The sequence below is a fragment of the Actinoplanes sp. L3-i22 genome (assembly GCF_019704555.1).
In the GTDB taxonomy this organism is placed as follows: domain Bacteria; phylum Actinomycetota; class Actinomycetes; order Mycobacteriales; family Micromonosporaceae; genus Actinoplanes.
In genome coordinates this window covers 8,373,487-8,385,566 of the sequence record NZ_AP024745.1, presented here as the reverse complement: position 1 = coordinate 8,385,566, position 12,080 = coordinate 8,373,487, and the positions used below count along the sequence as shown (strand labels likewise).

Below are 12,080 nucleotides of genomic sequence, written 5' to 3'. Positions count from 1 at the left end.
TCGTGCAGAACGTCCCTCAGCCTACGGGGTCGTCCGGCGAACCGGGCGGTACGCGGGCCCGCGGAACCCGGTCAGCGCTTCAGATCGACGATCACCGGCGCGTGGTCGGACGGGCCCTTGCCCTTGCGCGCCTCGCGATCCACCACGGCATCCGTCACCGCGGCGGCCAGGTCCGCGCTGGTGTAGACGTGATCGATGCGCATGCCCTTGTTCTGGTGGAACATGCCCGCCCGGTAATCCCAATAGGTGAACGGGTGGTCGCCCTTCATCGCCCGGGCCGGCACGTCGGTGAGGCCGAGGTCGCGCAGCGCGGCGATCGCCTCGCGTTCCGGGGGCGTGACGTGGGTCGAGCCGGCGAAGACCGCCGGGTCCCAGACGTCCGCGTCGGTCGGCGCGACGTTGAAGTCACCGGCCACCACCAGGGGACCGGCGGCCAGATCCGTGGCGAGCGTCAGGCGCAGGGCGCGCAGCCACTCCAGTTTGTAGGTGTAGTGCGGGTCGTCCGGGGTCCGGCCGTTGGGCACGTACACCGACATGAATTTGATCTTGTCGCAGACCGCGGAGACGGCGCGGGCCTCGGGGTCCGGATAGCCGGGCTCGCCGGGGAAGCCGCGGCGGACCTCGGCGATCCCGACCCGGGACAGGATCGCGACACCGTTCCAGCGGCCCTGACCGTATTCCGCGGTCTCGTAGCCCAGCTCGGCGACCTCGGCGGACGGGAAGCCGTCCGCGGCGACCTTGGTCTCCTGGAGGCAGACCACGTCGGGAGCGGCGCTCTCCAGCCAGTCGAGCAGGCGGGGGAGCCGGGCCTTGACCGAGTTGACGTTCCAGGTGGCGAAGCGCATCCACCCATTATCGGCGCGGTGGCAGCCCACCGCGGGTCGCCGCGACCAGCGCCACGCCGAGACCGGCGACCAGGGCCAGCAGCACGGCGGTGAGCCAGAGGGCGTGGCCCTCGGCGCCGAACAGTTCCGACATCACGCCTCCCACCTGGTGATCGGGATCACCCGGGCAAATCCGTGAGCGAATAATGCCGGAGTTGCCCGCGCGGCACCAGGGGGACTGAGAGGTTTGTCGGGAAGCGGGACAACTTCACGGGGGCCAGTCATGCGCGTGGACGTCATGCCGGTGCTGCCGGCCGAGCTGCTCGACCCGGCCTGGGGCTTCTACCGCGACGCCTTTTCCGAGCTGGCGATCCTCGCGGTGAACCGGCACGTGCTGCACCAGGTCGAGTTCGACGAGCTGATGGCCGACCCGCGGGCGGACAAGTACGTGGCGCGCGACGCCGCGGGCGACGTCGTCGGGCTGGCCGCGATGACCACCGAGCTGAGCGCGGTCTCGCTGATCTCGCCGGACTACTTCGCGCACCACTGGCCCGAGCTGTACGCCCAGCGGCGGATCTTCTACGTGCTGTTCGTCGGCGCGGCCCGCGGCTCGCGCGGCGCCGGGGTCTTCGTCGAGCTGCTGCGCACGCTGTACCAGCCGATCGGCGCGGTCGACGGCAAGGTGTTCGTGGACATCTGCACCTACAACGAGGACCGGCACCAGCTGCCCCGGCTGATCGGGGTGATCCTGAGCCGGGTCGCCGGCAAGGCCGTGCCGACCCGGATGGACGCCCAGTCGTTCTGGCTCTACGAGTTCCCCTAATCCCGGCGGTGGCGGCCGCTGCTGGTGACCGCGGCGACCGGCAGCGGCACCTCGGGCAGCGCCGCGGTCAGGTGCCAGGTCTCGGCGAACTCGGCCGCGATCACCCCGCGGCCCCACAGCCAGCCCTGCCCGTTGACCACGCCGAAGTGGTAGAGCGCCTCCCGCTGCAACGGGGTCTCCACCCCCTCGGCGATCACGCTCAGGCCCAGCGCGTGGCTCATCGCGACGACCGCCCGGACGATCTCGTCGTCCTGGTCGTTCTTGCCGAGCCCGGTCACGAACGAGCGGTCGATCTTGACGCCGGTGACCGGGAACTGGCGCAGGTAGCCGAGCGCGGAGAAGCCCGTACCGAAGTCGTCGACCAGCAGCTTCACGCCGAGCTGACGCAGCTCGTGCAGCACCCGGGCGGTGACGCTGGAGCCGTCCACCATCACCGACTCGGTCATCTCCAGCGCCACGCACTGGGCCGGCACGCCGAACCGGAACAGCTCGCCGGAGAGCACCAGTGGCAGCTCCGCCTCGCTCAGCTGGCGCGGCGACACGTTGATCGACAGGTAGAAGCTCTCCGAGACGACCCCCTGCGAGCGCCAGACGCCGAGCTGGCGCAGCGCCTCGGTCCGGACGAACGTGCCGATCTCGGAGATCAGCCCGGCGTCCTCGGCGATCGGGATGAACAGCATCGGCGGGATCGAGCCGCGCTCCGGGTGCTCCCAGCGGACCAGTGCCTCGGCGCCCACCGGCATCCCGGTCTCCAGCCGCACGATCGGCTGGTAGACCACGTACAGCTGGTTGTTCGCCAGCGCCTGCCGCAGCGCCACCTCCAGCTCGATCCGCTCGCGCACCTGCTCGTGCATGGTGGTGTCGAAGATCGTGGACCGGCCCGGGCCCTCGCCCTTGGCGCGGTACATCGCGGTGTCGGCGTCGCGCATCAGCGCCTCGGCGGTCACCGCGGAGCGCATCGCGTCGCCGCTGGAGTGCGCGATCCCGATCGACGCGCTGATCACCACCTCGGTGTCGCGCACCGGCAGCGGCCGGGCGAAACAGCCGCGGACGTCGTCGACCAGGCGCAGCGCGCCGGCCTTGTCGCCGACGAAGGCGAGCAGGAACTCGTCGCCGCCGACCCGGGCCACCGGCACCGACTCCGGCACCGCGGCGCGCAGCCGCCGGCCGACCTCGATCACCAGCTGGTCGCCGGTGTCGTGCCCCCACGAGTCGTTGACCCACTTGAAGCCGTCCAGGTCGAGCATGTACACCCAGACCCGGTCCGGCCCGTGCGGGTCGACGGTGGTGACCAGCCGCTCGATCTCACTGGACATCGACTGCCGGTTCGGCAGCGAGGTGAGCGGGTCGTGGGTGGCCTGGTGCTCGGAGTGCAGCTGCGCGGCGACCTGGCCCTGCACCGCGGAGATCGCCCGGAACAGCAGCAGCACCACCATCAGGGCGCCGGCGACCGCGATCAGCAGCCGGTGCGAGGCGGCGCTGGTACCGGTCGTCAGGAGCAGGCCGAACGGCAGGAACAGGGCCGGCACCAGCACCGCCAGGCGCTGCCAGGACCAGGCCTGCACGGGCAGCCGATCGGCCCGGCTCATCTCCACCACGGACGGATGCAGCGCGGCCACGCCCAGCGCCGTGTACGCCGGCACGTACGGCAGGTTGAGCAGCGGGGACGCGTAGATCTGGCCGTTCACGCCGACGATCGCGTACGCGGTGTCCCCGAGGAACAGTCCGACCATCATCACCAGCAGCGCGACCATGCTGACCGGCCAGGTCTTGGTGGTGAAGGCCAGGTTGATCACGAGCAGCGCGAGCATCACGTCGAAGAGCGGATAGCTGCTCTGGATGATGGAGAGCAGCGCGGGCCGCCCGGAGATCGCCGCGGCCGGCGCGGCGAGCAGCAGCGTGCTGGTCACCCCGGCGGCCAGGCAGACGATCAGCCCGTCCAGCACGGCGTGCTTCTCCAGGCTCTGCCGGGCCCGCAACAGCATGAACAGGAAGCCGCCGAGCAGCAGGTAGCCGCTGAACGTGGCCACGTCGGCGAGCAGCGGCAGCGGCATCGCCAGGTTGGTGACGGTCGGCCGGATCAGCAGCCCGACCAGGAACAGCAGCGCGGCCAGGGCCATCATCAGCCACGCAGCAGGTGGCTCGGCGCCCCAGCGACGGGGACCGAGGAAGCAGGCCACCACGGTCAGCACACCGAGCAGGACCAGGCTTCCGGAGGCGAGGCCGGTCGACGAGTAGGCGGTGTAGACCGCGGTCACGACGACCCCGAAGGCGGCCATGATCTGCCATTGGCGGCGGGCGATGGCGGGCGGGAGCACGGAGCGCACCGGGCATTCCTCCCGTTTTGCCCTAAGACTTAGCTTTTGCTCACCGTAGCAACGCGCGGGTGGTCGAGTGGCCGGGTTCCGACTTCCCGCCACCTTTGTGCGTGGCCGGCCCACGATTCTCCCGGCCCTTGCGGGCGGCCGGCTCGCGGCGGCCGTGGACGAAGGCGGTCGGGCAGCCGCTGTGCCGGAGCATCTCGTAGGCCACCGACCCGAACCGGGCGGCGCCACCGGTCCCGCGCGGCCCGAGCACGAGCAGCGCGGAGCGCCGGGACGCGCGTTCCAGGGCGGCGGCCGGTGTCCCGGTCAGCAGCCGGCGGCGCAGCGGCGGCAGGTCCGGCACCGCGGCGATCACCTCGTCGAGCACCCGGGCCCCGGCGCTCTCGCCGCCCTCGCTCTCGCCGGTCGCGTACGCCACGTCCAGCCGGCGCCCCCGGCGGCGGGCCATCTCGGCGGCGAACCGGAGCGCCAGGACGGACGGCCCGGAACCGTCCACCGCGGCCAGCACCCGGCCGGCCGGCGGCCGCGGACCGTGCGTCACGATCACCGGGCACCAGGCCTGGGTCACCACCTCCAGCAGCGCCGACCCGCCCGGCCGCGCGCCGACGACCAGGATCGTGGCGGTCCGGCTGTACCGGCGCAGCACCGATCCGGGTGATCCATCCACGAGTTGACCGCGCACATCGACGCCGGGTGTGGAACGCTGGGCGGTGGTGACCGCCTCCTCGACGACGCGTGAGGCGACCTGGCGGTCCCCCGCCGCGTTCCAGGTGAAGGCGTGCACCACGAACAGTGAAGTGCCTCGGGAGACCGCCTCGCGCGCGCCGAGGCGCACGGCGGCCAGACCGGCCGCGGTCTTGTTGACGCCGACCACCACGGGCGGCCGATTCGGGATCTGCATCGGTCCGACCTCCGCTCCCCGTAACGTTCTCGCAATATACCGATCATTATCTATGGCGCAACGGTCCATAGGGACTGGTGACCAATGCCTCACCGGGTGGCCACCTGATGACCCATTCAGGTTGAGGGTTTACGGTGAACGGCAAAATCTTTGGGACATCTGCCGGTGAAGTGAGGGAAATACATGACGGATGTCAAGCTCGACCACCCCGGTGGCCAATTGTCGATGGGCGTCACCGACGCCGTCGACGGGCCGGGCGGCATCGACGTCAGTGCTCTGCTGAAGGAGACCGGTTTCGTCACACTCGACGTCGGTTTCGTCAACACCGCATCGACCACCTCGGCGATCACCTACATCGACGGTGACGCCGGAATTCTCCGCTACCGCGGATACCCGATCGAGCAGCTGGCCGGGAAGTCGTCGTTCCTGGAGGTCTCGTACCTCCTGATGAACGGCGAGCTCCCGACCGAGGCTCAGCTGCGCGACTTCGGCGACAAGATCCGTGTGCACACGCTCCTCCAGGAGGAGATGCGGACCTTCTTCTCCGGTTTCCCGCGTGACGCGCACCCGATGGCGGTGCTCTCCTCGGCGGTCACCGCGCTGTCCACCTTCTACCAGGACGCGCTCGACCCGCTGGACGACGAGCAGGTCGATATCTCCGCAATCCGGCTGATGGCGAAACTTCCGACGATCGCGGCGTACGCGTACAAGAAGTCGATCGGTCACCCGCTGCCGTACCCGGACAACTCGCTCGACTACGTCGAGAACTTCCTGCGCCTCACCTTCGGCCTGCCGACCGTCAACTACGACGTCGACCCGAAGGTCGCGAAGATCCTCGACATGCTGTTCGTGCTGCACGCCGACCACGAGCAGAACTGCTCCACGTCGAGCGTCCGGATGGTCGGCTCGGCCCAGGCGAACCTGTTCGCCTCGGTCTCGGCCGGCATCAACGCCCTCTCCGGCCCGTTGCACGGCGGCGCCAACGCGGCGGTGCTCGAGATGCTCGAGCAGATCCGCAAGGACGGCGGCGACGTCAACTCCTTCGTCACGCGAGTGAAGAACAAGGAGAAGGGCGTCAAGTTGATGGGCTTCGGCCACCGGGTCTACAAGAACTACGACCCGCGCGCCGCCATCGTCAAGAAGGCCGCCCAGGAGATGCTGTCGACCCTGGACAACCCGGACCCGCTGCTGGAGATCGCGTTCAAGCTCGAGGAGATCGCGCTCCACGACGACTACTTCGTCTCCCGCAAGCTGTACCCGAACGTCGACTTCTACACCGGCCTGATCTACAAGGCCATGGGCTTCCCGACGAAGATGTTCACGGTGCTGTTCGCCATCGGGCGTCTTCCGGGCTGGATCGCTCAGTACCGCGAGATGATGCACGACCCGGCGAACAAGATCGGTCGCCCGCGGCAGATCTACACCGGCGCGCCGGTCCGCGACTTCGTTCCGATGTCGCAGCGCTGAGAAGTTCCACGGCAATTCTGGGAAAGAACTGAACGACACGGCCCGGACTCAAGAGGCGGAGTTCGGCGCCGGCACTGGCGGAAAGACTTTTGAAAACGCGCCCCACCGGAAATCCGGTGGGGCGTTTTCGCGTCCCCGATCGCCCAGGGTGGACGGTGCGGCTGCTCTTCGAGCAGGACCTACTTCAAGATCAAGTTCATTTTTGCCTCGGTCCGCCGGGGTCCGGATCGTCGCTCCCGCGGGGACCCTTCCGGGTCTCGCAAGGGCGCGGGGCGCCCAGAACACGAGACCCGCAAGGGCGACGTCCGTGGGTGGTCACGGTTCAAAAGAACCCACGCGACCCGGTTGCCGGGTCACCGCCCAGCCGCGTCCCGCGGTGCAGGCCGGCGCTGAGGGCTGTTTCGAGGGCCGGGAAGGACCGTGAGTGCCAGCCGGGGAGCGCGAGCGGCGCGCGGGCCGGGCCGACACTGTCGGCTGCGGCTGAGGTGGCAGGCGGGGTTGCCGGGCGCGGCGGGCGTGTGATCTGCCTGGTCGCTGTTTGACGGGCGGACCGGCGGTAGGAAAGAGTGATCGCCGAGCGGTCGCGGAGGAACCCGGTGCGAGTCCGGGACGGTCCCGCCACTGTGACCGGGGAGCGATCCGCTGCGGCGGCAGCCCGCCACGGCCCGTCCGGGCCGGAAGGCGAGCGGGGAACGGCGATCCGGGAGTCAGGAGACTCCGGCCGCTCGTGACAGCCGACGCGCGGGCGTGGACACCCGCCGGGAGGGAACACCCTGTGACGACTCCGTACCCGTTCTCGGCCGTGGTCGGCCTCGACGACCTGCGCCTCGCCCTATTGCTGACCTCGGTGTCCCCGGCGGTCGGCGGGGTCCTGGTCCGCGGGGAGAAGGGCACCGCCAAGAGCACCGTGGTGCGCGCGCTGGCCGGCCTGCTGCCTCCGGTCACCGTGGTGCGCGGCTGCCGGTTCGCGTGCGACCCGGCCGCGCCCGACCCGGAGTGCCCCGACGGGCCGCACGCCGCCGACACCCCGGCGGCGTACCGGCCCGCGACGCTGGTCGAGCTGCCGGTCGGCGCCACCGAGGACCGGGTGGTCGGCACCCTCGACATCCAGCGGGCGCTCGCCGACGGGGTCAAGGCGTACGAGCCGGGCCTGCTCGCCGCCGCCCATCGCGGGGTGCTCTACGTCGACGAGGTCAACCTGCTCCCCGACCACCTGGTGGACCTGCTGCTGGACGCGGCCGCGATGGGCCGGGCGCACGTCGAGCGGGACGGGGTGTCGGTCAAGCACGCGGCCCGGTTCCTGCTGGTCGGCACGATGAACCCGGAGGAGGGCGAGCCCCGCCCGCAGCTGGTCGACCGGTTCGGCCTGGTGGTGACGGTGGCCGCGCCCCGGGACGCCCGCCTGCGGGCCGAGGTGGTCCGGCGGCGGCTCGCCTACGAGCTGGACCCGGCCGCGTTCGCGGAGCGCTTCGCGGCCGACGAGCGGGAGTACGCGACGCGGATCGCGGCCGCCCGGGCGATCCTGCCGACGGTCGTCCTGCCGGACGCCGAGCTGGACCGGATCGCGCGGATCTGCCTGGCCTACGGCGTGGACGGGATGCGGGCGGACATCGTGGTGGCGCGGTGCGCGGTCGCGCTGGCCGCCTGGCACGGCCGGGACCTGGTCACCGCCGCCGAGGTGGCGGACGCCGCCCGGCTCGCGCTGCCGCACCGCCGGCGCACCGACCCGCTGGACCCGCCGGGCACCGACGAGGAGAAGCTGGACCAGGCGCTCGCCGAAGCGGAGCGCCAGGCGCAGGAGGACACCGACGGCGAGGACCCGGACCTGGGCCCCGACGACGGCGGCCCGGACACGGACGGGCCCGACGACGGCGGCCCGGACACGGACGGGCCTGACGACGGCGGCCCGGACGGCGGCCCCGATCGCGGACCGGATGGCGGCGGCCCGGCCGGGGATCCTCCGCCGAACGGCTCCGGGACCGGTGGCACGCCGCCGCTCACGGATGCCCCGCCGAACACCGACGACACCGCTCCGGTGGGCGGGAAGCAGCCGGCCGCGGCCGGCGCCGGCCCCGCCTTCCGCCCCCGCACCCTGCGGATCTCCGCGCTCGGCGGGGGCGGGCACACCGGGAAGCGGTCGCCGGCCTACGCGCGCCGCGGCCGGGTGATCGGGTCCCGGAAGCCGGTCGGCAAGCTCGGCGGCGCCCCGCACCTGCCGGCCACCCTGCGGGCCGCGCTGCACCGGGGCGCGCTGGACCGCGGGCTCCGGTGGGGCGTGGAGCCCCGCGACCTGCGGGAGGCGATCCACGTCGGGCGGGAGGCGAACCTGGTGCTGTTCGTCGTGGACGCGTCCGGGTCGATGGCCGCGCGCAAGCGGATGACCCTGGTCAAGACCGCGGTGCTGTCCCTGCTGCGGGACGCGTACCAGCGCCGGGACCGGATCGGGATGATCACGTTCCGGGGGACCGACGCCGAGGTGGTGCTGCCGCCGACCTCCAGTCACGAGGTCGGGGTGATGCGGCTGGCCGCGCTCCGGACCGGCGGGCGCACGCCGCTCGCCGCCGGCCTGCGCGCCGCCGCCCGGACGATCGCCACCGAGCGGCGCCGTGACCCGCGCCGGCGTCCGCTGCTGGTGCTGGTGACCGACGGCCGGGCGACCAGCGGGCCCGATCCGCTGCTGCTGGCGCCGGCGTTGTCCGGGGTGGCCGCGGTGGTCGTCGACTGCGAGTCCGGTCCGATCCGGCTGGGCCTGGCCGGTCGGCTGGCCGCCGCGCTGCGGGCCGACGTGATGCCGCTCGACCAGCTCGAAGCCGCCACCGCGCGGACCGGCCCGGCCGCGAGCGCGACCGCGCAGACCGGCCCGGCCGCGAGCGCGACCGCGCAGACCGGCTCGGCCGCGGGCGTGACCGGGCGGACCGGCCCGGCCGCGGGTGCCGCGGCTCCGGGGGACCGGGCGTACCGCCGCGCGGCCTGACCGCGGAAATTCGTGATCGCCGCTTGACTCTGCCCCTGGGGCCGACCCGAAGGTGGTCACCGAGGCCGGGGACGGAAGGGAACAGCGGGCCGGGCGGTGTGGCGCGGGCGATGGTCACGACGTACCGGTGAATTGAGGTTTTTGGTGGAAGCTGACCGCGACCGATCAGCGGACGCCGGGGCACGCGGGACAGCGCCGCCACCGCGCTGAAGCAGCAGCCGGGGCGGCGGCCACCGCCGTACGGGAAAGGGTTTTTCGATGCCGCAGGGGAAAGTGACGACCGTGCCCGACGACGGGCTGACGACGCGGCAGCGCCGGCGGCAGGCGGTGTTCGCCGTGCACACCGGGCCGGGCAAGGGAAAGTCGACGGCCGCGTTCGGGATGGCGCTGCGGGCGTGGAGCGCGGGCTGGCCGATCGGGGTGTTCCAGTTCGTCAAGTCGCAGAAGTGGAAGGTCGGCGAGGAGACCGCGCTGAAGGCGCTCGACGGCGTCAACGGCACCCCGGTCACCTGGCACAAGATGGGTGAGGGCTGGTCCTGGATCCAGCGCGCCGGGACCGAAAGGGATCACGCCGCCGAGGCCGCCGAGGGCTGGGCGCAGATCAAGCGGGACCTGGCCGCCGAGACCCACCGGTTCTACGTGCTGGACGAGTTCACCTACCCGATGAAGTGGGGCTGGGTGGACGTCGCCGAGGTGATCGAGGTGCTGACCAACCGGCCCGGCACCCAGCACGTGGTGATCACCGGGCGGGATGCGCACCCGGACCTGATCGAGGCCGCCGACCTGGTCACCGAGATGACCAAGATCAAGCACCCGATGGACGCCGGCCGCAAGGGACAGCAGGGCATCGAATGGTGACGATCCCGCGGGTGGTGATCGCGGCGCCCGCCTCCGGGCACGGCAAGACCACGGTGGCCACCGGGCTGCTCGCCGCGTTCGCCCGCCGCGGCGTGCCGGTGGCGCCGTTCAAGGTCGGGCCGGACTACATCGACCCCGGCTACCACGCGCTCGCGGCCGGCCGGCCGGGCCGCAACCTGGACCCGGTCCTGGTCGGCGAGGAGCTGATCGGCCCGCTGTTCGCGCACGGCTCGCAGGGCGCCGAGCTGGCCGTCGTCGAGGGCGTGATGGGCCTCTACGACGGGCGGACCGGGGCCGGCGAGACCGGCTCCACCGCGCAGGTCGCCGAGCTGCTGCGGGCCCCGGTGATCCTGGTCGTCGACGCCGCCGCGCAGGGCCGTTCGGTGGCCGCCCTGGTGCACGGCTTCCGCAGCTTCGGCACCGTCCGGCTGGCCGGGGTGATCCTGAACCGGGTCGGCTCGGACCGGCACGAGCAGATCCTGCGCGACGCCTGCGAGGAGGTCGGCACCCCGGTGCTGGGCGCGCTGCGCCGGGCCGACGCGGTCGCCGCGCCGAGCCGGCACCTCGGGCTGGTGCCCGCGGCCGAGCGCCGGGCCGAGGCACTGGCCTCGGTGGACGCGCTCGCCACCCTGATCGCCGCCTCGGTCGACCTGGACGCGGTGGCCGCGGTCGCACGGTCGGCCCCGGCGCTGCCGGCCACGCCGTGGAGCCCCGAGGCGGAGGCCCCGGTGCCGGGCCGCCCGCGGGTCGCGCTGGCCGGCGGTCCGGCGTTCTCCTTCGCGTACGCGGAGACCGCCGAGCTGCTCGCCGGGGCCGGCGCCGAGGTGGTCACCGTCGACCCGCTGCGCGACGAGTCGCTGCCGGCGGGCACCCGCGCGCTGGTCGTCGGCGGCGGATTCCCCGAGGTGTACGCGGCCGAGCTGTCCGCGAACGAGCCGCTGCGCAAGTCGGTGCGGGAGCTGGCCGCGGCCGGCTTCCCGATCGCGGCCGAGTGCGCCGGGCTGCTGTGGCTGAGCCGGAGCCTGGACGGCGCGCCGATGTGCGGCGTGCTGGACGCCGAGGCGGCGATGACCCCGACGCTGACCCTCGGCTACCGGGACGCGGTCGCGCTGTCGGACAGCCCGCTCGCGCCGGCCGGGACCAGGGTCACCGGGCACGAGTTCCACCGGACGACGGTGCATCCGCGGTCCGGGGTGCTGCTGTCGCCGGCGTCCGGGGCGGCCTGGGCGTGGCGGGGCGGGGATCCGGAGGGCTTCGCGTCGGCGACCGTGCATGCGTCCTACCTGCACCTGCACTGGGCCGGCCATCGTGGACTGGCGGCGCGGCTGGTGGGTACGGCCGCGGGGTGATCGTCGTCGGGGTCGGCGCGCGGGCCGGGACCGGCCCGGCGGTGTTCGCGGCCGGGGTCGCGGCGGCGCTGGCCGCGGCGGGTGTGGACCGGGCCGAGGTGGGCGTGCTGGCCACTCTGGACCGGCGGGCCGCCGAGCCCGGGGTGCGGGCGTTCGCACGGGCCGCGGGCTGGCGCCTGACCGCCTTCACCGCGGCGGAGCTGGCGGCGGCCGCGAGCGAGCCGGCGGCGGCCGCGGGCGAGCGGGCGGCGGCCGCGGGCGAGCGGGCGGCGGCGAGCGGGCGGCCGGTGGCGGCCTCGGGCGAGCCGGCGGTGGTGGCCGCGAGCGGGCCGGTGGCGGCGACCGCGAGCGGGCGGGTGGCGGCGGCCTTGAGTGGGCGGGTCGCGGCTGCGGTCGGGACGCCGAGTGTGGCTGAGGCGGCCGCGTTGCTTGCTGCCGGGGGCGGGGCCGTGCTCGTGCTGCCCAAGACGATCATCGATGGCATCACCGTGGCGATAGCCCGACAGTCGTCGAACCCTTGCCCCTGAGCAAGCTTGTCCCCGGGCAAGTTTCCGCAGCTC

The 12,080-nt window shown here is 72.9% G+C and carries 9 protein-coding genes, 2 pseudogenes and 1 riboswitch; of the genes and pseudogenes, 7 read left to right on the top strand and 4 right to left on the bottom strand.

Going from position 1 to position 12,080, the window contains the following annotated elements:
• Positions 1–71: 71 nt before the first annotated feature.
• On the bottom strand, positions 72–845 hold the full coding sequence (locus tag L3i22_RS37675) for an exodeoxyribonuclease III (RefSeq protein WP_221322233.1): 774 nt from the start codon (positions 843–845) through the stop codon (positions 72–74).
• 7 nt (positions 846–852) lie between these two features.
• Entirely contained in the window at positions 853–978 is a 126-nt protein-coding gene (locus L3i22_RS53960) for a hypothetical protein (protein WP_255657468.1), read from the bottom strand.
• Positions 979–1,107: 129 nt separating this feature from the next.
• Here L3i22_RS53960 and L3i22_RS37670 point away from each other — a divergent pair, with 129 nt between their 5' ends.
• Positions 1,108–1,647 (top strand): hypothetical protein, encoded by a 540-nt coding sequence (locus tag L3i22_RS37670; RefSeq protein ID WP_221322232.1) that lies wholly within the window; start codon positions 1,108–1,110, stop codon positions 1,645–1,647.
• On the opposite strand, the gene L3i22_RS37665 is transcribed toward L3i22_RS37670, so the two are convergent.
• Together L3i22_RS37665 and L3i22_RS37660 are read right to left on the bottom strand one after the other, a co-directional pair.
• On the bottom strand, positions 1,644–3,974 hold the full coding sequence (locus L3i22_RS37665; RefSeq protein ID WP_221322231.1) for a bifunctional diguanylate cyclase/phosphodiesterase: 2,331 nt from the start codon (positions 3,972–3,974) through the stop codon (positions 1,644–1,646). The two genes, L3i22_RS37670 and L3i22_RS37665, sit on opposite strands and share 4 nt — an antisense overlap.
• 40 nt (positions 3,975–4,014) lie before the next feature.
• A complete protein-coding gene (locus tag L3i22_RS37660; RefSeq protein ID WP_221322230.1) occupies positions 4,015–4,872 on the bottom strand; it encodes a universal stress protein in 858 nt (285 codons plus the stop codon).
• A 183-nt stretch (positions 4,873–5,055) separates the two neighbouring features.
• Here L3i22_RS37660 and L3i22_RS37655 point away from each other — a divergent pair, with 183 nt between their 5' ends.
• The 6 genes and pseudogenes from L3i22_RS37655 to L3i22_RS54710 form a co-directional block, all read left to right on the top strand.
• On the top strand, positions 5,056–6,339 hold the full coding sequence (locus L3i22_RS37655; RefSeq protein WP_221322229.1) for a citrate synthase: 1,284 nt from the start codon (positions 5,056–5,058) through the stop codon (positions 6,337–6,339).
• A 586-nt stretch (positions 6,340–6,925) separates the two neighbouring features.
• A riboswitch (cobalamin riboswitch) is annotated at positions 6,926–7,057 on the top strand.
• A gap of 9 nt (positions 7,058–7,066) precedes the next feature.
• The gene (locus L3i22_RS37650; protein ID WP_370644278.1) at positions 7,067–9,313 is read left to right on the top strand and encodes a VWA domain-containing protein; all 2,247 of its coding nucleotides are present in this window, start codon (positions 7,067–7,069) and stop codon (positions 9,311–9,313) included.
• A 258-nt stretch (positions 9,314–9,571) separates the two neighbouring features.
• Positions 9,572–10,171 (top strand): cob(I)yrinic acid a,c-diamide adenosyltransferase, encoded by a 600-nt coding sequence (gene cobO, locus L3i22_RS37645; protein ID WP_221322227.1) that lies wholly within the window; start codon positions 9,572–9,574, stop codon positions 10,169–10,171.
• Positions 10,165–11,520, top strand: a complete 1,356-nt coding sequence (locus tag L3i22_RS37640; RefSeq protein WP_221322226.1) for a cobyrinate a,c-diamide synthase — start codon at positions 10,165–10,167, stop codon at positions 11,518–11,520. Before cobO ends, L3i22_RS37640 begins: the two co-directional genes overlap by 7 nt.
• Positions 11,517–11,741, top strand: a pseudogene (locus L3i22_RS54715) (cobalamin biosynthesis protein); the annotation flags it as partial. The gene L3i22_RS37640 and the pseudogene L3i22_RS54715, both read left to right, overlap by 4 nt.
• A 93-nt stretch (positions 11,742–11,834) precedes the next feature.
• A pseudogene (locus L3i22_RS54710) lies at positions 11,835–12,029 on the top strand (cobalamin biosynthesis protein); the annotation flags it as partial.
• Positions 12,030–12,080 lie beyond the last annotated feature (51 nt).

Excerpts from the sequence above, each read along its gene's own strand:
- L3i22_RS37675 (WP_221322233.1), bottom strand. The coding sequence starts at position 845 with ATGCGCTTCGCCACCTGGAACGTCAACTCGGTCAAGGCCCGGCTCCCC.
- L3i22_RS53960 (WP_255657468.1), bottom strand. The coding sequence starts at position 978 with ATGTCGGAACTGTTCGGCGCCGAGGGCCACGCCCTCTGGCTCACCGCC.
- L3i22_RS37670 (WP_221322232.1), top strand. The coding sequence starts at position 1,108 with ATGCGCGTGGACGTCATGCCGGTGCTGCCGGCCGAGCTGCTCGACCCG.
- L3i22_RS37660 (WP_221322230.1), bottom strand. The coding sequence starts at position 4,872 with ATGCAGATCCCGAATCGGCCGCCCGTGGTGGTCGGCGTCAACAAGACC.
- L3i22_RS37655 (WP_221322229.1), top strand. The coding sequence starts at position 5,056 with ATGACGGATGTCAAGCTCGACCACCCCGGTGGCCAATTGTCGATGGGC.
- cobO (WP_221322227.1), top strand. The coding sequence starts at position 9,572 with ATGCCGCAGGGGAAAGTGACGACCGTGCCCGACGACGGGCTGACGACG.
- L3i22_RS37640 (WP_221322226.1), top strand. The coding sequence starts at position 10,165 with ATGGTGACGATCCCGCGGGTGGTGATCGCGGCGCCCGCCTCCGGGCAC.